Origin of the sequence: Nonomuraea monospora, from assembly GCF_039531895.1 — a bacterium.
Taxonomy (GTDB): Bacteria; Actinomycetota; Actinomycetes; order Streptosporangiales; family Streptosporangiaceae; genus Nonomuraea; species Nonomuraea monospora.
In genome coordinates, this window is sequence record NZ_BAAAQX010000023.1 from 19,667 (window position 1) to 41,239 (window position 21,573).

Here is a 21,573-nt window from a genome sequence, read left to right on the forward strand (position 1 = left end):
GCTCAGAGGGGGACGGCGTGGCCAAGGGCTGCCTGTACGCGCTGTTATCGGTCGCGTTCTCCGCGGCCGTCCTGGTGACCTGCCTCGCCATGTTCCTGGTGGCCGGGCCCGTCGGCGCCGTGTTCAGCGTGCTGGCCGGGCTGGTCGGCCTGAGCGGGTTCGTCGTCGCCCAGGACTCGGTGCGCCGCCGGTCGCTGGCCGCCGAGGAGGCCAGGCGGCTGGCCCAGGAGCGCGACCACGTCAGGCGCACGGTCGACTTCGTCGCCGACCCCGACCTGACCGAGGAGCAGCGCCTGGCGGTGATCGACTCGTTCGTCCCGAGGCTGCGCGTCTCGCGCGCCCCGTACCGCGACCGGGTGGTCCTCGTCCCCGAGCTGTCACCGGCCGCCCGCGCGCTCCTGGAACGCGCCAGGCGGGCCGTGATGTCCGTCTACACCTCGCAGGCCATGCGGCGCCGCCTCCTGGACGGGCTGGCCAACGAGGTGCTGCTGCCCCGGCAGATCTGGGAGATCGCGCTGCTGCTGCGCGTCCAGACTCGCCTGTACGAGGAGCAGGACCGCGCGGTGCGGGGCGTCGTGATGACCCCCGAATTGCGGGCCGTGCTGGAGCCGCAGCAGGAGGCGCTGCGCCGGTCCGTGGCGGCCGTGACGGCCAGGGTGGAGCAGCTCGAACGGTACGCGCGCCGCGTCCAGGAGGCCGACGCCGCCCTGCGGGCCCGCGAGGCGCTGGACAACAACGACAAGTACCGGGCCCTGCTGGCGCACACCGACGACGCCGAGGGCATGCGCGCCCTGGAGGACCACGGCGCGGCCCTGGAGGAGACCCTCGCCAGGAGCGTGCGGGTGGCCATCGAGGCGGGCCACACGCTCGACCTGGACCGCACGCCCTGAGGGGGTCAGCCCAGCTTCCACTCGCCGTGCTGGTCGGCGTAGCCGCTGTTCAGCGTGAACTGCAGGGTGGTCATCCTGGCGCCCGCCGGCACCTCGAACACGACCAGCCCCTTGCGGCTGTCGCCCGGGTCGATCGTGGTCGCCCAGTGGAACTGCTGGCCCTCCTCGACGTAGGCGATCGAGAACGGGTACTGCTGCCCCTCCGAGTCGATCGCCACCGCCCCGTTCACGGGCGCGTCCTTGTAGGTGACGCGGCCCTTGTTCGTCAGCGTGAGCTGGACCGCCATCAGCCGGTTGCCGGGCTTGGGCTGCACGCTGTCCTGCGTCGGCCGGGCCTCGCTCCACACCCGGTTGAGCGTCACGGCCATCTTCGAGCCCGCCTCCATGCCCTTCAGCGTCACCGTCCCGCCGGGCTCGCTGGTGAGCGGGTCGCCGTCGTCGCCGCCCGGCGCCGGCTCCTCGGCGGGCGCGTCGGAGGGCCCGCCGGACGGCTCGTCGGGCGCCGCGGCGTCCGGCTCCGCGTTCTCGCGCGTCTCCGCGGGGGCGACGGTGGCCGAGGTGATCGAGTCGCGGACCGGGGCGATCAGGACGAACCATGCCGTCGCGAGGCCTGCGATCAGCAGCATCGGCACCCCGATGGCCAGGGCCAGGACGAGGCCGAGGCCGCGTCTTGGCGGGGGCGGGGCGGGCGGCCCGTACCCGTACGGCGGGCCTGCGCCGTACTCGGTGCCGCCCAGGTACGGCGGCATCTCCTGCTGCGGGCGTGGCGGTTCTGACGGGTATCCCATGGCGCGGCTCCACTGGAGGGAGAAGGACCGTCCAAGGATGCTCCCGGCAGCCCGCCCGGGATGGCCGTGATGCCGGTTGGGTCTCGGGTTGAACCTCGACGGCCCCTCAGCCGCCCCGCGTGGCCCAGTCGTGCAGCTCGTCCGCCGTGCCCGACGCGTCGAGGTTGAGCGCCGCCTCGATCAGCGCCAGGTGCGTGAACGCCTGCGGGTAGTTGCCCAGCATGCTGCCGTCGTCCGGCGCCATCTCCTCGGCGAACAGCCCCAGCGGCTCCGCCCGCGCGCACAGCGTCTCGAACCGGTCGCGGGCCTCCGCCGTCCGCCCCGCCAGCACCAGCGCCGACACCATCTCGAACGAGCACATCAGGAACGCGCCCTCCGGCCCGTCCACCCCGTCGCCCGTGCTCTCGGGGTCGTAGCGGTGCAGCAGCGCCCCGCCCTCGCCCAGCCGCGACTGCACGTGGTCGAGCGTGCCCAGCACCCGCGAGTCGCGCCCGTCGAGGAAGCCGACCAGCGGCACCCGCAGCAGCGACGCGTCCGCGCCCGTCGAGCCGTACGACTGCGTGAACGCGCCGGCGTCCGCCGAGTAGCCGTGGGCCAGCAGGTCCTCGCGCACCGCCTCCCGCTCGGCGCGCCACTCCTCCAGGGGCAGCCCGTTCTCGCCGGTCAGCTCCGCCAGCCGCACCGCCCGGTCGAAGCACACCCAGGCGTACAGCTTGGAGTACGTCCACGGGCGCGGCGCCCCGCGCACCTCCCAGATCCCGGCGTCGGGCTCGCGCCACTGCTTGCGCGCCAGCCGGACCAGCCGCCACAGCCTGGACGTGTCGTGGCCGGTCAGCTCGCCGGTCACCTCGTGGTAGGCCAGCGCCGCGTCCAGGATGTGCCCGTAGGTGTCGAGCTGGTGCTGCGTGGAGGCGTCGTTGCCGATCCGTACGGGCCGGGAGCCCGCGTACCCCTCCAGGTGGTCGAGCACGGTCTCCCCGGTGACGGGGCGGCCGTCGATGCCCGCCATCGGCGGGATCCGGTCGGAGCCGCCGCCGCACTGCCGCAGCAGGCACTCCAGGTAGCCGCCCGCCTCCTCGCGATGGCCGAGCCGCAGCAGCGCCAGCACCGTCAGGGCGGCGTCGCGGTGCCAGACGTAGCGGTAGTCCCAGTTGCGCGGCCCGCCCGGCCATTCCGGCAGCGACGTCGTGGGCGCGGCCAGCAGCCCGCCGCCCTCGTCGTACAGCAGGCCGCGCAGCACGATCGCGCTGTGCCGCACCTCCTTGGCGCCGATGCCCGCGTACCCGGAGCGGGCCGACCACGACCGCCAGGACCGCACCGTGTCCTCCAGCAGCCGCCCGGCGTGGCCGCCTGGAGCGGCCCCCGTGTAGTGGCCCGTGTAGTCGCCCGTGTAGTCGAGCGTGAGCGCCAGCGACTCGCCCTCCCGCAGCACGGTGCGCGACTCGGGCTCCGGCGCGCCGGCCAGGACCAGGCCGGACTCCTCCACCAGGGCCTCGCCGCGGGAGGTCCAGCGGGCCTCGCGCACCCCGTACTCCGGCCTGGCCAGCACCCGCGACCTGACGACCGCCCGGCCGCGCTCGCACCTGGCCCACCGCACGAGCAGGCGCACGGGGTTCATGCCGCCGTCGCCGGAGGGGGACAGGGCCAGGAAGTCGTGCACGACCACCGAGCCCTGCGCGCCCTCCCAGCGCGTGCGCAGCACCAGCGTCTCGTCCAGGTAGCCGCGCTCGGCGACCGACGCCTCCTCGACGTGCAGCTCCCACGCCCCGCCGCGCCCCCGGTCGAGGATCCTGGCGAACACGCTGGGTCCGTCGAAGCGCGGCACGCACATCCACTCCACCGCCCCGTCGGGAGCGACCAGCGCCGCCGTGTGGCAGTCGGACAGGAACGCGTACGAACCGATGGGCGGGTAGCCGCTCGTTCTCACCCGAACGGGCTGCCCGGCTCCTGACCTGCTTAAACGGCGTTCCGGCTAAGCGGAGGCGCGCCGCTCCAGCAGCACCGCGCCGCGCCCGGCCAGCAGCGAGCGGCACCACTCGCGCAGGTCCGCCGGCTTGGGGCCGCCCAGGTCGCCCTCGTCCAGCAGGTCCGCCCAGTCGAGCAGCGACTCGGCCAGCATGAGCGGCACGCCCTGCCGCTCGTGCACCTCGGCGGCGGCCTCGAAGTGCTCGGCCGCCCGCCGCGGATCGCCCATCGCCACCCGCAGGTGCGCCAGGTAGTGGTGCCCGCAGTGGTGGGCCACCGCGCCGTGCCCGAACGTCTCGCCGCCGGAGGCGGCCAGCGAGTCGTACAGCCGCCCGGCCAGCTCGGCCCGCCCCAGCCGGGCGGCGGCCACCGCCAGGTTGTCGAGCGCGGACCGGTGCGCCATGTTGCGCGGCGGCGCGGCGCCGCCGTAGTCGAGGATGCGGTCGAGCAGCGGCGCCGCCTCCTCGTCGCCCAGCTCGCACAGGTAACGCAGCACCGCGTGCACCGGATCGACGCGCGGGCGCTGCCCGGCGCGGCGCAGCCGGTCGCGCAGCTCCCACAGCCGCCCCTGCAGCCGCCTGATCTCGCGGATCTGCTCGGAGTAGATGGCCATGGCCTCCAGCCGGCGGCCGATCTCCGAGCCCAGCCGCAGCGCCGACTCCGCCTCCGCCTCGGCCTGCACCAGGTCGCCCTGCATGAGGGTCAGCCCGGCCTTGGAGTAGCCGATCAGCCAGGTCAGGTGCGGCTGCCCCAGCCGCCGCGCCAGCTCGTCGGCCTGGCCGAGCAGCATGGCCACCCTGGTGGTGTCGCCCAGGTCGAGCACCGGGGGAGTGCGCTGCATGTACGCGTGGAACAGCGCCAGGTCGTCACCCGTCCTGCGGGCCGCCTCCAGCATCTCGTCGCCGTCGCGGTGCCGCTGGTGCAGCGGGTCGGCCGGGATGATGGTCAGGCTGCGCATCCCCAGCACGCTCGCCAGCGTGCGCGGGTCGCCGGACTTGCGGGCCAGCGCCACCGCCTCGTCGCTCAGCGCGAAGCGCCGCTCGCCGTCGGGCGCCCAGATCAGCTCGGAGGCGAGCTGCGCGGCCAGCAGCGCCCTGGTGCTCACGTCGGTGGAGTCGACCACCTTGCGGGCCTCGGTCAGCAGCGCGATGCGCTCGTTGTCGGGCGCGGCCGAGATGGCCGAGCCCCTGTCGCCGCCGAGCGCCGCCGTGACCAGCAGGTCGTGCCGCTCGCACTCCCTGGCCAGGTCGGCGGCGTCCAGCAGGGTGCGCCTGGCCTCGGGATGCCCGGCCAGCCACATCGCCCTGCCGCACTCGACCAGCAGCTCGGCGCGCCGCTCCAGCGTGGTGCCGGGCAGGTCGCGCAGCAGGTCGAGCACCCGCTGGTACCAGGTGACCGCCTCGCGGTGCGCCAGCCCGGCCAGCGCGTGCTGGGCCGCCTGCACGCCCGCGTCGGCCGCCGCGCTCACCCGGCCGGGGTCGCGGCCCTGCTCGGCGGCGGCCATCAGATGCCTGGCCACCACGTACGGCCGCGCCCGCACGGCCGCAGGGTCCGTCTCGCGCAACGCGTCGGCCACCCGCCCGTGCAGCAGCGCGGCCCGCGGCGGCGACAGCGTGGCGGAGAGCGCGTCCCTCGTCAGCTCGTGGGAGAACTGGCAGGACCCGTTGTCGAGCATGGTCACCAGGCCGGTGCCCATGGCCTCCTCCACCGCGGCCACGAACCTGGCCTCGTCGAGGCCGAGCCCGCGGCGCAGCTCGGCCGAGGTCATCCGCTCGCCGACGGCCAGCAGCGTGACGAGATCCCTGGCGTCGGGGTGCAGCGGCGACAGGCGGGCCGTCACCATGCGGGTGACCGAGTCGGGCACGGCCAGCGCGTCGAGCTCCTTGCCCGCCGCCAGCTCCCTGATCACCTCGCTGACCAGGAACGCGTTGCCGCCCGTGATGCGGTGCAGCCGCTCGGGGTCGCTGCCGGTCCGCGCCTGCGTCAGCGCCGAGGACACCTCGTCCAGCCCGAACGACGGCACCTGGACGACCCGCGCGGTCGCGGTCAGCTTGTGCAGCTCAGGCAGTGCCTGGGGCGCTGCCTGCTGGGACGGGGACGGCGCGGACTCCACGGGCACGGGCCGCGAGGTGGCCAGCACGAACAGCGGCAGCGCGTCGGCGTCCCACATGAGGGAGCTGAGCATCTGCAGCGACTCCAGCGTGGCCCACTGCAGGTCGTCGATGATCAGCAGCACGGGCCGCACGGTGGCCAGCCGCTCGATCAGCGTGCGGGCCGCGGCCATCAGGTGGTAGCGCTCCGACACCGGCTCGGTGGCCGGCGGCACCTGCAGCGACAGCGGCGGCGCCGCCAGCGACGGCGCCAGCCGGACGAGCTGGCCGCACTGCTGGTCGACGCCCGCCCGCAGCAGCAGTGCGGGCGAGGTGCGGGCCAGCCGCTCCACGGCTCCGGCGATCGGCTCGTACGCCTTGCGCGCCGGATCCGTGCACCGCCCCGCCAGCACCGTGAACTGCCGCTTGAGCGCCCTGCGCGCCACCTCGGAGGCCAGCCGCGTCTTGCCCACGCCCGGCTCGCCCTCCAGGATCACCAGCCCGCTGCCGAACTCGGCCGCGGCCAGCTCCCCGTCGAGCACCCGCAGCTCCCGCTCGCGGCCGACGAAGGGCAGCACGCCGGCGTCGTCCAGCCACGGCGCCAGCCCGCCGCCGAGATGGTGGTCGGCGCTCTGCCAGTGCAGCTCGTAGGTGTGCAGCGGCTCGCGCAGCCCCTTGCCCGGCAGCCGGCCGAGATCCTTGAACTCGTGCCTGCTGCGCCCCTGCGCCAGCCTCCTGACCAGGTCGGTGCAGAGCACCTGCCCGCCCTCGGCCACCGCCACCAGGCGCGCCGCCTCCACCGTGGGCAGCCCGCTCACGTCGTCCTGGCCCCAGCACACGTCGCCCGCCGCCAGCGCCGCCCTGATGGAGATCTTCTCCAGGGCGCGCTCGTTCTCGTCGGCCACCGCCTGCTGCACCGCGATGATCGCGTCGAGCCCGGCCGTCGCGGAGTCGAACACGGCCATCAGCCCGTCGCCCAGGCTCTTGGTGAAGGTCGAGCCGCTGGCCGTCACCACCGAGCGCAGCAGCTCGTACAGGCGGCGGAAGACCACGTTGGCCCGCTCCTCGCCGAGCCTGATCCGCAGCGCGGTGGAGCTGACCACATCGGTGAACAGAATGGTCGCCGTGGTGAGCGTCCCCGGCTCACGTCTGTGCTCATCACGTCTGTGCTCATCACGCCGGGGCTCGTCACGCCGGGGCTCATCCCCCTTGGGCTCATACGCAGCAGTCACTAGCGCGGGCCTTTCCGCCCCTGCGCGGGCGCTCGTAGCGTCGTACGGACGGAGCGGCGGATCGCGCGGGTCTTGACCGCGGGGGCCGACCGCTTGATCCGCCAGGCGCGAGCCAGCTCGTCGGGGATCCTGAACGCCGCCTGCCCATCGGAGTGGCGGTCGATCAGCGCGACCACGACGTGTCGCCCGGCCTTCCGTACCAGCCAGCGAACCACACCCCGCACGGGACCTGCCAGCCGGTTTCGCCGATGGGCGGAACGTGCCACCGCGAACAGCCCGGTGAACCACCAGGCGGGCGCGGGCACGCCGAGCAGCTCGGGCACCCGGTCGGCGCCGTGCTCCGCGTGCTGGAAGATCCAGTGCACCAGGCTGCGCGGCATCTTGCGCCAGCCCAGCGGCATGTAGGCCTCCATCTCCGTCAGCAGCATCGCCATCAGCCGGCGGCCCTCGTCGCTGGTCTCCAGCATGCGGCCCAGGCGCGCGCTGACCGCCGGGACGTCGTCGAGCGTGAGGGGGCCGTCGCGGCACACCTCGATCCCCATCAGGTGGCCGAAGACGCTCCAGGTGTAGAGGTTGGCGGTGCGCTCCTCGTCGGTCAGCACCACGCCCATCGTCTCCATCGCCTCCCACGTGACCACGGAGAAGTCGAAGAGCGTGGCCAGCAGCAGCTCCTGGTTGACCGGCGGGCCGTAGCGCTCGGTGTCCCAGCGGTCGGCGTACTTCTCCTCGACCAGGGCCCGCACGACCGAGTGCAGGATGCGCAGCCCGATCGCCGTCGTGTGCCCGGGGCGGCCCGGCTGCAGGCTGTCGGTGGCCTTCAGCCCCATCACGTCCACCAGCATCTGGCCGGTCTCGGCGACCCGGCGGGTCAGGCTGTGCGTGGCCAGGTTGGAGACGCCGGCCAGCACCCTGGCGCTCGACACCTCCACGTACGCCATCGGCAGGCACGCGAAGAACAGCGCGGCCGACTGGTACAGCCCGTAGTCGGCGAAGACCGCCTGCCCCCTGGCCAGCAGCTCCCGGTCGTCGCCCCACTCGGGCAGCTCCCTGACGAACTCGATCGCCTCGAAGATCTCGGCGGCCGGCGGCTCTCCCGACGGCTCCCTGGCCTCCCGCTTGGCCGCCCCCAGCTCGGCGATCACGGCCTTGACCAGCTCCAGCGCGCCCTGCCCCGGGGGCCGCGTCTCGAGGTACCCGGCCACCACCTTGTCGACGTCAGGGTCGGCCTGCTGCCTGAGCTGCCGGAACCGCTCCTCGGGCCAGCGCTCGTCATGCTCGTTCATCTACCCCGTACTCCCCAGTTCGTGTCAGAGGCCGCCCCGTTTCCGCAGGGCGGCGACATCCAGCAGCGTGATCGTCCGCCCTTGGACGGCGATGAGGTTCCTCGACACCAGCGACTGCAGCGCGCGGTTGACCGCCGGCCGCGACGCGCCGATCAGCGCGGCGAGGTCGGACTGGGTCAGCCCGGGCAGGTCCACCACGTCGTCGGACTTGCCGTGCCTGTCGGCCAGTTGCAGCAGCAGCTTCGCCAGCCGGCCCCCCAGGTCGAGGAAGGCCAGGTCGGCGGCCTGGCCGGTGAGCCTGCGCACCATGCGGCCGAGCAGCCGCAGGAACTCGTCGGCCAGCCCCGGATGCTCCCGCATCAGCTCCAGCAGCCGCGCCCTGGGCAGCGCGAAGACCCACGCGGCCCGCACGGTCACGATCGAGGCCGAGCGCGGCGAGCCGTCCAGCAGCGCCATTTCGCCGAACGTGTCGCCCCGCCTGAGCATGTTCAGCACGATCTCGTCGCCGTGCTCGGTCGTGAAGACCACCTTCACCAGCCCGTCGAGCAGCACGTACAGCGACTCTCCCGGGTCCCCCTGATGGAAGATGATCTGCCCCGACCGGTAGCGGCGCGCGATCCCCGCGCGCGCCGTGCTCTGGATGCCGTTCTCCCCGAGCACGCGGAACAGCGGGATCTCCGCCAGCACGGCCGCGACCGGCTCGACGTCGTGGGGCAGGCCGCTGCGCGCGTTCATGCAAGAACTCTAGGCCGCAATCCGCGAGTGGACAGCAGGCGGCAGGCGATCTCCCGAATGTGACGCAGACCACACTCCGGCTGTCTCCTTCGGAACAGTCTTTTCGGATCATCCATCGCACGGTGAGGTAGCCGGCCGGAATTGGCCCCCCGAGAACCCGGACCGGCGGGGAGAACGACATGCAAGCGCAGACCATCGAGCGCCTCGACACCGGAGCCCTGGTGACCGCCGCCCAGGAAGGCGACGCCTGGGCGTGGGAACAGCTCGTCGAGGAGTTCAGCCCCATGCTGAGGGCCCGCATCCGGCGATTCAGGCTCAGCCACGAGGACGCCCAGGACGTGCTGCAGACGACGTGGATGCTCGCCTGGCAGAACCTGGGCAGCGTCGAGGACGGCCAGCGCATGCCCGGCTGGCTGGCCACGATCGCCTTCCGCGAGTGCCTCAAGCTCACCAAGCGCACCAGGGAGATCTGCACCCCGGATCTCGACTCGCTGGGCAGCACGGACGACGTCGACAGGGAACTGGCCAGGATCTGGCTGGCCGGCACGCTCGAAGAGCTGGTCGAGGAGCTGCCGGCAGCGCAGAGGGTGCTGTTCAGAGCGCTCACGGAAACCTCCGAGCCCCACTACGTGGACGTGGCGCGCAGGCTGGGCAGACCGGTCGGGAGCATCGGGCCCACCCGAGCCCGCGCTTTCGCGAGGCTGCGCGGGCTGCTTCAGGCCCGCGAGATCACCCGCGACTTCCTGGACTAACCACTACTGGTCAAGGGGGATCGCCTCCAGGAACGGCTCGAAGTCGAAGTGCGCCATCTCGTACGCGTCCGGATCGGTCTCCGTCGGGAAGGCGTAGAACTTCGTGCCGCGCAACGCCGGCATGCCGCTGACGGCCTCGGGGACGAGCCCCCGGGCCATCTCCTCGGCCAGCCCGTCGGCGATCTTCTGGTCGAAGGGCACCCGGTAGAGCGCGTCCACGGTCTGGTAGACCCGGAAGTAGCTGACGATGAAGCGCATGCGGTCGGGGTAGGACACCCAGTCGGTCACCCCGGCCGTGGACGCCTCCTGGTCCTCGGTGATGAACTCCTCGGCCAGCTTGCGCACCCGCTCGTTCTGGATCGGCACCCACGCCTTGGCCATGTCCACGCCCGCCGGGGCGGTCAGCGGCTTGCCGACCTTGACGTCGCTGAGCGGCGTGGCCACGGCGAACAGGTGGCGGGTGTAGAGGGAGGACCACAGGTCCTCCAGCTTGCGGGTCAGCCAGGGCTGGTCGGCGTGCGCCGCCGCGTACAGCTTGAAGCGTGGGAACGGCCTGCGCGTGACCAGGGAGCGCAGCGACCGCCACGACACCCGGGTCATCCACCGGACCGGCCGGTAGAGCACCAGCTCCAGCGCCGCCTGCGCGCGGGCCTGCTCGTAGGCCGACAGCGCGATGTTGGCGCCGAACATCAGCTCCGCGCGCGCCGCAGGGTCCTCGGTCTTGGCCGCCTCCACCATGAGCTGCGCGGCGTCCTTGAGGTAGCGCGGGTCGGCCGGTGACAGCAGGTCAGTCAGGAACTCCGGCGGCGCCGGCGTCAGGTCGGACTCGGGGCTGACCTTGAGGAAGCGGTCGGGCTCGTCGGTCCACAGGTTGACCGCGAGGCTGGCCGTCTCCAGGAAGATGGCGCGGTTGGCGAGCGCCAGGCCGAGCTGGTAGCTGGGCCCGAGCAGGGTGAGCAGCGCGGCCCTGAACAGCCGTCTGAAGCGCTGCGGCACGCGCAGGCGGCGGCCGAAGTCCTCGATGAACGGCGACTTCGGGCCGAGGTCGAGGCTGTCACCGACCGCCTTGGAGGTCCAGGTGGCGTAGCAGTACCAGTTGTTGGCGGCCCGGCCCAGGTGCACCGCGAGGTCCCCGGCCACGCGGTGGTAGCTGTAGGCGATGACCATGGCTTCGAGTGCCGCGCTCCGGTCCTTGTAGGCCGCGATGCGCAGCACGTCATCCGCGGTCATCGGAGTGTCGGACATGGAGTCTCCCGTTTGCTGGTCCCGTCGCCTGGCGGAGGGCTCACGGAGTTAAGAGCGCTCCCCGTCGGCGTCAGATACAGTCAGGCGGCTGGTCTCTCCCCGCAGCCGCGCCAGGAGCCTAGGAGCCCCCGCTTGCGGCATGCTTGCAGGATGATCACCACCCCCGGCGATCCGGGGGTGGGGCTCTCACTCCTTGACCGTCAACTTGCTGATCACCACGAATCCGCCGAGCGCCCCCGCGGTGCCCGCGGCCGTCGTCGTGGTGAGGTTGACCACCAGGTCATAGATGCCGGGGGTGAGCTGTCCGCGCATGGGGATCGAGGCCGTATATCGGCCCGAGCCAGGGGTGAAGGTCAGCACCACGGGTGGTGACGGATGTCTGGTCTCGCCACCGCCCATCAGGTCCGCGATGATCTCCACCTGCCAGCAGCCCGCCAGCCAGTCGATGAGCTCGCCGGTGACCTCCCAGCTCACGTCCACCGTCCAGCCCTCGTCGCGATGGACCACATAGGTGGGCTGGGCACCGGGATCGACAACCTGGCCGTGAAGAATGCCGGCCAACTGCTCGGCCGGCACCTTCATGACCTGGAACTCTCCTGATGCCATGGTGATCTCCTCTCCGCGGGCGGGTCCCCGTGCGAAGGAGCAGAGCGACGACACCGGTGACGAAATACCCGTCCCTTCTATCGATGCATATCCCGTTTTCGTCTAGACAAGTCGGCCGTTGATCCGGGTGAGGTCGCCGGGCCCCGCGGCGCCGGTGCGCACCCCGTTCAGCCGCACGCCGGCCTCCACGGCGCAGTCGAGGTAGGCGTTGAGCCCTCTGATCACGACGTCGCCCACCTGCCCGTCGGCCAGGCGCAGCACCGCGCCGGCGCCCTGCGCGGCGACCACCTCGACCGTCCCGTACGGCGTCCGCAACCCGATCGGCCCCTCGTTGTGCGACTGCACGAGCACGACGAGATAGTGCACATCCTCCACCGGATGGCTGCGCAGGAACGCGTCGGCCTCGCCGTACAGGACGAGGCTCTCGTCCGAGGCGGGCGGGGGAGCGGACGGTGTGATCAGCGCGCAGGGCGCCATCCGCTCGTCGAGGGCGGGCACCGGGCCGTCCACCAGCACCAGGCCGCCCGCCTGCGCGTAGGCGGCCAGCAGCTCCTGCACGCGCCGGTGCATGAACGGCCCGCCCGGCACCGTGACCGACCGGTAGGCGGCCAGCTCCGCCAGGCTCGCGCTCTCCAGCTCCACCAGCCCGTAGTCCAGCCCGCGCGTCCGCATGCGCTCGTGGAAGTCCAGCAGCGCCCGCCCGCATCCGGGCCCGCCGCCGTCCTGGGACAGGGCGGCGATCCCGGCGTAGGGCAGGTACAGGCCGAACGCGTCGCGCCGCACCGGCTCGCACTCCAGGAACTCGGCGCCGTGCGCGGCGAAGAAGCCCGCCAGCGCCCGCACCACCGGCGCCTTGCCCGTCGGGCCGCCGTCCGCGCCGATGGGCGGGCAGTCGGGGTACGGGCCGGCGCAGGCCGCGTCCAGCTCGGGCGCCCAGCCCGAGGTGGCCACCCCGGTGTAGACGTTGAAGCCGGTCGCGCCCGCCGCCAGCGCCAGCAGCGACTGGTGGAAGCTGGTCGCCCCGTCGATGAAGGCCGGGTCGTAGAGCTCCGAGAAGCCCCAGTTCTCCTCCAGGTTCGGGCCCGGGGCGCGCTTGGCCGCGATGACGTAGCGGGCGTGCGCGTCGCGGTCGGCCGACACGACGCCCATCCAGTTGGTGAACCCGTAGGAGATCTCGCCCCACAGCTCCGGCCTGACCCTGGCCAGCCAGTCGTCCAGGGCGGGCACGGTCGGCGGGTTGAGGTTCACCAGGACCGGCAGGTCGGAGCCGACGGCCTGCGTCCAGACGCGGTACACCTCGGCCAGGTACTCGGCGGCGAAGCGCCCCCAGTCGGCCTGGGCGAGCGGGCCCGAGGCGGCCGTCGGGGGCTCGATCTCCGCCCAGTCGCCGCAGGCGGCGCCGTGCGCGGCGTTGTACGCCTCCGGCGTCCCGTACCAGGCCCGCAGCCGGTCACGGTAGAACGCCACCCCGGACGCGCTGTAGTCGTAGGCCGTCAGCGGCAGCGCGCCACTGGTGTAGACGCCCTCGTTCGCGATCTGCAGCGCGATCACCGCCTCGGCGCCGTCCAGCACCTCCTTGCCCACCGCCGACAGCCACTCGCCCGCCCTGGCCAGGAACGCGGGGCCCAGCGGCGCGGGCAGCGGCCTGCCGCCGGGCGCGGCGGCGTCCGCCCAGCAGGAGGGCGCGCCCGACGCGTCGAGCAGCGCCTCGAAGGCGGGATCGGCGTCGGGGCACACCCAGTCGGGCAGCCCGCCGTAGTTCACCTCCGCGTGGATGAACGGGCCGGGCTTGGCGACCACCCGCAGGCCCAGCTCGTGGCAGAGCGCCAGGAAGCCGACGACGTTCCTGGACGGATGGGTCAGGCCGGTGAAGTCGGGCGCCGTGGCCGCCTCCGGCTGGTGGTGCCGCCAGGGCAGGTAGCAGGTGATCACCTCGATCCCGAGCTCGTCCCGCACGGCACGCAGCCGGTCGGCCCACACGGCCGGATCGTCGCGGTAGTACGGATAGTCGGCGGTGACGAGCACCCGCGGCACGCCGTCGACGACGGCGACCCCGTCGCGGACCTCGATGACCACAGTCGTTTCCTCCCTTGTCGACGGCCCGCCGGACGGCGGGCCGCGTTCTGGCCCTGGTCAGCCCTTGAGGCCGGTGAAGGCGATGCCCTGAAGGATGCGGCGCTGGAAGACCAGCAGGACCGCGATCACGGGCAGGACGGCGAGCGTGGCGCCCGCCATGATGTAGTACGCGCGCCCGCCGTCCGGGCTGGCGACGAGCTGCTGCAACGCCAGCGGCAGCGTGTAGAGCTCGGGGTCGTTGGTGACCAGCAGCGGCCACACCAGGTCGTTCCAGTGGAACAGGAAGCTGGTGATGGTCACGACCGCCAGCACCGGCTTCGACAGCGGCAGCACGATCCGCCAGAAGATCTGCATCCGGCCCGCGCCGTCGATCAGCGCGGCCTCCTCCAGCTCGCCGGGCAGCGACAGGAAGAACTGCCGCAGCAGGAAGATGTCGAGCACCGAGGCGATGTTCGGCACGATCAGCCCCCACCCGGAGTCGAACATGCCCAGCGACTGGGTGACGTGGATGCGCGGCACCAGCAGCGTGATCGCGGGCACCATCATGCCGCCCAGCATGATGAAGAACAGCTTGTCGCGGCCGGGGAACGGGATGCGCGCGAACGCGTACGCGGCCAGCGCGTCGATGAGCAGCTTGGCCGGCACCAGGATCGCGCACACCCAGACGCTGTTGACGAACGCGCTCCCGAGCCCGCCGACGTCCAGCACGTAGGCGTAGTTGTCGAGGGTGGCCGCCCACTCGCCGGTCTTCTTGTCCAGCGGCAGCAGGCTGGGCGTCTTGGTGTAGATGTCGGGGCCGTGCTTGAGCGAGGTGGCCAGCATCCACAGGAACGGCACCACCGACACGGCCGCCAGCAGCACCAGCGCGACGTAGACGGACGCCCTTCTCACGTGGCCTCCTGCTTGACGAACCGGAACTGCAGCGCCGTGACGATCATGATGAAGACCAGCAGGATGAACGACATCGCGCAGGCCGCGCCCATCGCGTCGTAGCGGAAGGCGAACAGGTACAGGTGCAGCACGTACGTCAGCCCCGACTGCTCGGGGCCGCCGGTGACGCTGCGCCCGTTGCCGGAGAAGATCACGTACACCAGGCCGAACACCTGCAGCGCCGCGATGACGCCCGTCACGAGCAGGTAGAACGTGGTCGGCCGCAGCATCGGGAAGGTCACCCGCCAGAACCGCTGCCACGGCCCCGCCCCGTCGATGATCGCCGCCTCCTGGATCGAGGCGGGGATGCCCTTCAGCCCCGCCAGATAGATGATCATCGAGATGCCGCACTGCCAGGCCGCGATGAACGCCAGCGCCGGGATGACCAGCTCGGGGGTGTTGAGCCAGTTCTGCCCCGGGATGCCGACGAGTTCGAGCAGCGTGTTGATCAGGCCGTACTGCGGGTCGTAGAGCCAGCGCCAGATCGCGCCCACCGCCGCCTCCGCCGTGACGACCGGCAGGAACAGCAGCAGCCTGAACAGGTTCGCGCCGCGCCTGACCGCGTTAAGCAGCAGCGCCTGCGCCAGCGCGGCGACCAGCGTCAGCGGCACGGCGAGGAGCGTGTACTGCAGGGTGACGCTCACCGACTTCCAGAAGTGCGGGTACTTGACGTCGTCGAACAGCAGATCGGTGTAGTTGGCCAGGCCCACCCAGGCCGCGTCGGTGCGCAGGTTCCAGTCGGTGAAGCTGTAGTAGAGCGCGGACAGGGCCGGGTACAGCAGGAAGACCACGAAGTAGGCCAGCGCCGGAGCGACCAGCAGCCAGCCGATCAGGTGGTCGCGGCGCCGGGCGCCCGGGCGGCGTCTGGCGCGCCTCCCGGGTCCCGTCGTCACCCTTTCGAGTACGGGAGCGGCCACGTCAGCCGTTCCAGCCGAGCAGGGACCGGGTCTTGGCCGCCGCGTCGGTCAGCGACTGCTGCGCCGTGGCCTTGCCGGTCAGCGCCGACTCGATGGCCGGGGCGATGATCTCGTCGTTGACCTGGATCCACTGCGGCACCGCGGGGCGCGCGTGCGCGACCTTGAGCTGCTCCAGGAAGGCCGCCTGCTCGGGCCCGCCCGCGGGCACCTGCGCCTTCAGGTGCACCGGGAAGCCGCCGAACGCGTCGGCCACCGCGCCGTTGTTCGCCGCGTTCGACAGGAACGCCAGCCACTTCCACGCCAGGTCGGGGTTCTTGCTGGTGGAGAAGACCACGGAGTCCTCGCCGCCGATGTTGCCCGCCGGCTCCGTCTTGTACGGCAGCGGCGCCACCCCGAAGTCCAGGTCGGGGAACTGCTCCTTGATCGTCGGCACGTCCCAGGGGCCGGAGACCGTCATGGCCGCCAGGCCGTTCTCGAACGGCTTGTCCGAGTCGGTGATCTTGCGGGGCGACGACTCCTGGAGGTCCACCCAGAGCTGCAGCGCCTCCACCGCCGGCGGCTGGTCGAACAGCACCTTCTTGCCCGCGTCGTCCACCATCTCGCCGCCCGCGCCGTGCACGAAGCCGGGGAACATCCAGGCGCCGTACCCGTCGCCCTTGGGCACGTTCATGCCGGCCACGTTCGCGTCGGCGGCGTGCACCTGGGCGGCGATCAGCTTCAGCTCGTCCCAGGTCTTCGGCGGGGTCGGCACCAGCTTCCTGTTGTAGAAGAGGGCGACCGTGGTCTGGTCCTGGGGCAGGCCGTAGAGCTTGCCGCCGGCGCGGTTGGTGTCGAGCGCGCCCTTGTAGTACTCGGCCTCGTCGATCAGCCCGGCGGGCACCTCCTTGATCGTGCCGTCGAGGGCGTACTTGGACACCAGGGGCTGGTCGAGAATGCCCGCGTCGGGCGCGCTCTTGCTGGCCACGGCGCTGCCCAGCTTGGTGTTGTAGTCGTCCTTGGGGATCTTGACGAGCTTGACCGTGACACCGGGGTTGGCCTTCTCGAAGTCCGTGCGGACCTTCTCCATGACCTGGCCCGCCTGCGGGGTGCGGTCCTGGTACATCCAGAACGTCAGCTCCTTGCCCGCGCCCTGTTCGCCCGCGCTCTGTTCGCCCGCGCCGCCACCGCCGCACGCGGCCAGCCCGCTCACGAGTGCCGCCACGACGGCGCCTCGCACAAGTCCTCGGCTCATTGCCATCTCCTCATCGGGGGGATGGCCCAGACCATAATCTAAGCCTCGAAGAAAGTCAGGAAACGCTTTGGTAACACCGGCTGCGTGCGTTCTTCGAGGCGTGAACTAACATGGCGGCGAACTTCTGAGAGGGACGGGGACGAGCATGGGCACGCCAGGGCGCAAGACCGTACGGGACCTTCGCCGGGGCAACCGGGCGATGCTGCTGCGCGCGCTCTACTTCGGCGGCCCCGCCAGCCGCAACGAGCTGTCCGCCGAGACCGGGCTGAGCGCCGCCACGGTCAGCACGATGACCGGCGACCTGCTGGCCGACCACGTCATCGTCGAGGCAGGCCAGGTCGACTCCGACGGCGGCAGGCCCCGCGTGCTGCTCAAGGTCAACCCCGCCTACGGGTACGCCGTCGGCGTGGACGTCGGCGAGACCCAGGTCAAGGTCGAGTTGTTCGACCTGGAGATGAACGTGCGGGCCAGAGCCCACTACGCGGTCCGCTCGGCCAAGCACGACCCCGAGCTGGTCGCCCGCCACATCCTGACCGGCGTGGACGCGGTCATCGCCGAGGGCGAGGTGCCGCCGGGCCAGGTGCTCGGCGTCGGCGTCGGCGTGCCCGGCATCGTCGAGCCCGGCCCCGACGGGCTGGTGCGGGCCAAGACGTTCGGCTGGGAGGCCGTGCCGCTCGGCGCGCTGCTGCGGGCCGGCACCGCGCTGCCGCTGGTCCTGGACAACGGGGCCAAGACCATGGGGCAGGCCGAGCTGTGGTTCGGCTCGGGCAAGGGCACCCGCGAGGCGGTCATCCTGCTCGTGGGGTCGGGCGTCGGCGGGACGATCGTGACCGGCGGGCACATCTACCGGGGCGCGGGCATGGCGGCGGGCGAGGTCGGGCACCTGAAGGTGGTCGCCGGGGGGCGGCGGTGCCGGTGCGGGGCGCGCGGCTGCCTGGAGGCGTACCTGGGGGCCGAGGCGATGCTGGAGCGCGCCGGCGTCGAGGCGGACTCCGCCGACGAGGAGGCGGCGCTGGCCGGGCTGCTGGAGGCGGGCTCGCCGGTGATCGGGGAGAGCGTCGAGCTGCTCGGGGCCGGGCTGTCGTCGCTGGTGCACCTGTTCAACCCCGAGCGCATCGTGATCGGGGGATGGGCCGGGCTGATGCTGGGCGGGCGGCTGCTGGCGGAGATCCGTGCGGCCACGGCGGCGAACACGCAGGCCCAGCCGTTCCAGCCGGAGTCGGTGGTGCTCGGGCGGCTGGGGCCCGACGCGGTGGCGCTGGGGGCGGCGACGCTGGTCATCGAGCCGTTCTTCGGCGACGCCGGGTATCCGGCGTCGGTGTCCACTATTGCGTAGAGGTTAAATCAAGCATTGACATAAGTTCGGGCCGCAGGCACGCTCTGCTCGATAGAGCGCTCTCTTCACCACCCCCGTTCGTGAGGAGCCCAGCAGTGCACCCGCGCAGAAGTCCCGCCCTCCTCGTGGCCGCGCTGGCCGCGTTACTCCTGTCCTTCCTGGTCACAGCCCCCGCCCAAGCCCGAGCTGAGGCACTGGCGTGTGGCACGACGAACGCCGCGCAAGGACGCCCCGCCACCGCCTCCTCCACCGAGAACGCCGGCACCCCCGCCTCCGCCGCCGTGGACGGCAACGCCGGCACCCGCTGGTCCAGCGCGTTCAGCGACCCGCAGTGGCTCCAGGTGGACCTGGGCTCGTCCCAGGAGATCTGCCAGGTCGTGCTCCAGTGGGAGACCGCCTACGCCACCGCCTTCCGCGTCCAGGTCTCCGGCGACGCCGCCACCTGGACCGACCTGTACTCCACCACCACCGGCACCGGCGGCACCCAGACCCTCACCGTCGCCGGCACCGGCCGCTACCTGCGCGTCCACGGCACCGCCAGGGCCACCGGCTGGGGCTACTCGCTGTGGGAGCTGGCCGTCCGCACCACCACCACGACCCCGCCGGGCGGCGGCGACCTCGGCCCCAACGTGCACGTCTTCGACCCGTCGATGTCGTCGGCGAGCATCCAGGCGACGCTGAACTCCGTCTTCACCCAGATGGAGTCCAACCAGTTCGGCACCCAGCGGCACGCCCTGCTGTTCAAGCCCGGCAGCTACAACGTCACCGCCGACATCGGCTTCTACACCTCGATCATGGGCCTCGGCCGCAACCCCGACGACGTCACCATCAACGGCCAGGTCAGGGTGGACGCCGGCTGGTTCGGCGGCAACGCCACGCAGAACTTCTGGCGCTCCGCCGAGAACCTGTCCATCACCCCGACCGGCGGCACCAACCAGTGGGCCGTCTCCCAGGCCGCGCCGTTCCGCCGGATGCACGTCAGGGGCAACCTCAACCTCGCCCCCTCCGGCTACGGCTGGGCCAGCGGCGGCTACATCGCCGACAGCAGGATCGACGGCACCGTGCAGCCGTACTCGCAGCAGCAGTGGTTCACCCGCGACAGCAGCATCGGCGGCTGGCTCAACGGCGTGTGGAACATGGTGTTCTCCGGCGTCGAGGGCGCGCCCGCCCAGTCGTTCCCCGAGCCGCCGTACACGACGCTCGCCAACAGCCCCGTGACCAGGGAGAAGCCCTACCTGTACGTGGACTCCGCCGGGGCCTACCAGGTCTTCGTGCCGTCCCTGCGGCAGAACACCCGCGGCGCGAGCTGGCCGGGCACCGGCACCTCGATCCCGCTCACCCAGTTCTACGTGGCCAAGCCGTCCGACACCGCCGCCACCATCAACGCCGCCCTCGCCTCGGGCCTGAACCTGCTCTTCACCCCCGGCATCTACCACGTCGGCCAGACCATCAACGTCACCAGGCCCAACACCGTCGTCCTCGGCCTCGGCTACGCCACGATCATCCCCGACAACGGCGCCGTGCCGATGAAGGTCGCCGACGTGGACGGCGTCAGGGTCGCCGGGCTGCTGTTCGACGCCGGCAGCGTCAACTCGCCCATCCTCATGGAGGTCGGCCCGCCCGGCTCGTCCGCCTCCCACGCCGCCAACCCCATCTCCATCCAGGACGTGTTCTTCCGCATCGGCGGCGCCCACGCAGGCAAGGCCACGACCAGCCTCGTCGTCAACAGCGACCACACCCTCATCGACCACATCTGGGCCTGGCGCGGCGACCACGGCGCCGGCATCGGCTGGACGGTCAACACCGCCGACACCGGCCTGATCGTCAACGGCGACGACGTCACTGCGTACGGGCTGTTCGTCGAGCACTACCAGAAGTACCAGGTCATCTGGAACGGGCAGCGCGGGCGGACCATCTTCTTCCAGAACGAGATGCCGTACGACCCGCCCAGCCAGGCCGCCTGGATGAACGGCTCCACCCGCGGCTACGCCGCCTACAAGGTCGCCGACTCCGTCACCTCGCACGAGGCGTGGGGGCTGGGCGCCTACTGCTACTTCAACGTCGATCCGAGCATCGTCGCCGAACGCGGCTTCGAGACGCCCGTCAACCCCAACGTGCGCTTCCACTCGCTGCTCACGGTCTCGCTCGGCGGCAACGGCACGATCAACCACGTCGTCAACAACACCGGCGGCCCGGCCCAGGGCACCGCCACCGTCCCCGTCAAGATCGTCAACTTCCCCTGAGCCGCACCAGGTCGGGGGTCAGCCCCTCGACGCCGCCGCTCACACCCAGGAGCTGCAGCGTCCGTACGAGCTCGGCGTGGAGCAGGTCCAGCACCCGCGCCACGCCCGGCTCACCCCCCGCCATCAACCCGTACAGGTAGGCGCGGCCGACGAAGCACGCCCTGGCGCCCAGCGCGACCGCGGCGGCCACGTCGGCCCCGCCGCGCACACCCCCGTCGAGGAACACCTCCGTACGGTCGCCGACCGCCTCCACCACCTCCGGCAGCAGCTCCAGCGGGGTGGCGGAGCGGTCGAGCTGGCGCCCGCCGTGGTTCGACACCACCACCCCGTCCACCCCGACCGCCGCCAGCTCCTTCGCGTCGTCCACCCGCTGCACGCCCTTGACCAGCAGCTTCCCCTGCCACACCGACCGGATCCACTCCAGATCCGCGATCGTCACCGACGGGTCGAACATCAGGTTCGTCAGCCCCGCCATGTCGGCGGGCGCCCCCTCCACCGTCGCGAACCTCAGCGGCTCGCCGGTCAGGAAGTCGAACCACCACGCCGGATGCCGCGCCGCCTCCAGCACCCCGCGCCAGCGCAACGACGGCGGAATCGTCAGACCGTGCCGCACATCCCGCAACCGCGCGCCAGCCACCGGCACGTCCACCGTCACCACCAGCACGTCCATCCCCGCGTCCGCGGCCCGCTCCAGCGCCTCCACGTTGCGCCCCCGGTCGCGCACCACGTAGAGCTGGAACCAGTTCCACCCGCCGGGCGCGGCCGCCGCCACGTCCCCGGCCGTCGTGGTGCCCATCGTGGACAACGTGTACGGGACCGCCGCCCGCTCCGCCGCCCTCGCCACCGCCCGCTCGCCGCCCCGGTGCATCATCCGGGTGAAACCCGTCGGGGCCAGCACCACCGGCATCGCGATCCGTCGGCCCAGAATCTCCACCGAGGTGGGCGCCTCGGCGACGTCGCGCAGCACGTGGGGGGCGAACTCCACCCGGTCGAACGCCGCCGTCGCCCTGGCCATCGACCGCTCACCCTCCGCCGCCCCGTCCACGTAGTCGAACACCATGCGGGGGGCGCGCCTTCTGGCCAGCCGCCTCAGGTCTGTGATGTCGGCGGCCCCCTCGATCCTGGCCGCCCTGGACCAGCGGGGGCGGGCGGGCGCGATTCTGCGCAGCTCCCGCCAGCTCGGCAGGCGCCGGGGTTCCTGGTGCGCGTTCGATCCGATGCCGGGACCTTAACATCGCGAGGGCCGCGTACGGT

16 protein-coding genes are annotated in these 21,573 nt (G+C 72.2%); 4 read left to right on the forward strand and 12 right to left on the reverse strand.

All coding sequences use genetic code 11. From position 1 onward, the window contains the following. The first annotated feature begins 17 nt into the window (after positions 1-17). Positions 18-890, forward strand: a complete 873-nt coding sequence (locus ABD331_RS36180; protein WP_344485216.1) for a hypothetical protein — start codon at positions 18-20, stop codon at positions 888-890. A 5-nt stretch (positions 891-895) separates the two neighbouring features. On the opposite strand, the gene ABD331_RS36185 is transcribed toward ABD331_RS36180, so the two are convergent. From ABD331_RS36185 to ABD331_RS36205, 5 genes are all read right to left on the reverse strand, one after another. Continuing rightward, positions 896-1,678, reverse strand: a complete 783-nt coding sequence (locus ABD331_RS36185) for a DUF4352 domain-containing protein (protein ID WP_344485219.1) — start codon at positions 1,676-1,678, stop codon at positions 896-898. A 106-nt stretch (positions 1,679-1,784) separates the two neighbouring features. Beyond that, complete coding sequence (locus ABD331_RS36190) at positions 1,785-3,605, reverse strand: glycoside hydrolase family 15 protein (RefSeq protein ID WP_344485222.1); 1,821 nt, start codon at positions 3,603-3,605, stop codon at positions 1,785-1,787. Positions 3,606-3,650: 45 nt separating this feature from the next. After that, complete coding sequence (locus ABD331_RS36195; protein WP_344485225.1) at positions 3,651-6,965, reverse strand: ATP-binding protein; 3,315 nt, start codon at positions 6,963-6,965, stop codon at positions 3,651-3,653. Continuing rightward, positions 6,965-8,248 (reverse strand): oxygenase MpaB family protein, encoded by a 1,284-nt coding sequence (locus ABD331_RS36200; RefSeq protein WP_344485227.1) that lies wholly within the window; start codon positions 8,246-8,248, stop codon positions 6,965-6,967. The genes ABD331_RS36195 and ABD331_RS36200 overlap by 1 nt, the downstream gene beginning before the upstream one ends. A 24-nt stretch (positions 8,249-8,272) precedes the next feature. Further along, positions 8,273-8,983 carry a Crp/Fnr family transcriptional regulator gene (locus tag ABD331_RS36205; protein ID WP_344485229.1) on the reverse strand — a complete coding sequence of 237 codons (711 nt, stop codon included), beginning with the start codon at positions 8,981-8,983 and terminating at the stop codon, positions 8,273-8,275. Between the two features lie 179 nt (positions 8,984-9,162). Between ABD331_RS36205 and ABD331_RS36210 the strand changes: the two genes are divergently transcribed. After that, entirely contained in the window at positions 9,163-9,735 is a 573-nt protein-coding gene (locus ABD331_RS36210; RefSeq protein WP_344485231.1) for an RNA polymerase sigma factor, read from the forward strand. A gap of 3 nt (positions 9,736-9,738) precedes the next feature. Here the strand turns inward: ABD331_RS36210 and ABD331_RS36215 are convergent, their stop codons facing one another. The 6 genes from ABD331_RS36215 to ABD331_RS36240 form a co-directional block, all read right to left on the reverse strand. Further along, the gene (locus ABD331_RS36215) at positions 9,739-10,980 is read right to left on the reverse strand and encodes a hypothetical protein (RefSeq protein ID WP_344485233.1); all 1,242 of its coding nucleotides are present in this window, start codon (positions 10,978-10,980) and stop codon (positions 9,739-9,741) included. Positions 10,981-11,166: 186 nt separating this feature from the next. Next, entirely contained in the window at positions 11,167-11,586 is a 420-nt protein-coding gene (locus ABD331_RS36220) for a hypothetical protein (RefSeq protein WP_344485235.1), read from the reverse strand. Positions 11,587-11,688: 102 nt separating this feature from the next. Further along, positions 11,689-13,662, reverse strand: a complete 1,974-nt coding sequence (locus tag ABD331_RS36225; protein ID WP_344485237.1) for a beta-galactosidase — start codon at positions 13,660-13,662, stop codon at positions 11,689-11,691. 57 nt (positions 13,663-13,719) lie between these two features. Next, positions 13,720-14,553, reverse strand: a complete 834-nt coding sequence (locus ABD331_RS36230) for a carbohydrate ABC transporter permease (RefSeq protein WP_344485240.1) — start codon at positions 14,551-14,553, stop codon at positions 13,720-13,722. After that, entirely contained in the window at positions 14,550-15,485 is a 936-nt protein-coding gene (locus ABD331_RS36235; protein WP_344485243.1) for a carbohydrate ABC transporter permease, read from the reverse strand. Before ABD331_RS36235 ends, ABD331_RS36230 begins: the two co-directional genes overlap by 4 nt. Positions 15,486-15,510: 25 nt before the next feature. Further along, a complete protein-coding gene (locus ABD331_RS36240) occupies positions 15,511-16,740 on the reverse strand; it encodes an ABC transporter substrate-binding protein (protein ID WP_344485246.1) in 1,230 nt (409 codons plus the stop codon). A gap of 145 nt (positions 16,741-16,885) precedes the next feature. On the opposite strand from ABD331_RS36240, the gene ABD331_RS36245 reads away from it, so the two are divergent. Together ABD331_RS36245 and ABD331_RS36250 are read left to right on the forward strand one after the other, a co-directional pair. Continuing rightward, complete coding sequence (locus tag ABD331_RS36245) at positions 16,886-18,076, forward strand: ROK family protein (protein WP_344485249.1); 1,191 nt, start codon at positions 16,886-16,888, stop codon at positions 18,074-18,076. 95 nt (positions 18,077-18,171) lie between these two features. Further along, the gene (locus tag ABD331_RS36250) at positions 18,172-20,319 is read left to right on the forward strand and encodes a discoidin domain-containing protein (protein ID WP_344485252.1); all 2,148 of its coding nucleotides are present in this window, start codon (positions 18,172-18,174) and stop codon (positions 20,317-20,319) included. On the opposite strand, the gene ABD331_RS36255 is transcribed toward ABD331_RS36250, so the two are convergent. Then, positions 20,306-21,538, reverse strand: a complete 1,233-nt coding sequence (locus ABD331_RS36255; protein WP_344485631.1) for an alpha-hydroxy acid oxidase — start codon at positions 21,536-21,538, stop codon at positions 20,306-20,308. The two genes, ABD331_RS36250 and ABD331_RS36255, sit on opposite strands and share 14 nt — an antisense overlap. Positions 21,539-21,573 lie beyond the last annotated feature (35 nt).

Bases quoted from the DNA above. Each gene is read 5' to 3' on its own strand.
- ABD331_RS36185 (WP_344485219.1), bottom strand. From the start codon at position 1,678: ATGGGATACCCGTCAGAACCGCCACGCCCGCAGCAGGAGATGCCGCCG.
- ABD331_RS36200 (WP_344485227.1), bottom strand. From the start codon at position 8,248: ATGAACGAGCATGACGAGCGCTGGCCCGAGGAGCGGTTCCGGCAGCTC.
- ABD331_RS36205 (WP_344485229.1), bottom strand. From the start codon at position 8,983: ATGAACGCGCGCAGCGGCCTGCCCCACGACGTCGAGCCGGTCGCGGCC.
- ABD331_RS36210 (WP_344485231.1), top strand. From the start codon at position 9,163: ATGCAAGCGCAGACCATCGAGCGCCTCGACACCGGAGCCCTGGTGACC.
- ABD331_RS36215 (WP_344485233.1), bottom strand. From the start codon at position 10,980: ATGTCCGACACTCCGATGACCGCGGATGACGTGCTGCGCATCGCGGCC.
- ABD331_RS36220 (WP_344485235.1), bottom strand. From the start codon at position 11,586: ATGGCATCAGGAGAGTTCCAGGTCATGAAGGTGCCGGCCGAGCAGTTG.
- ABD331_RS36240 (WP_344485246.1), bottom strand. From the start codon at position 16,740: ATGAGCCGAGGACTTGTGCGAGGCGCCGTCGTGGCGGCACTCGTGAGC.
- ABD331_RS36245 (WP_344485249.1), top strand. From the start codon at position 16,886: ATGGGCACGCCAGGGCGCAAGACCGTACGGGACCTTCGCCGGGGCAAC.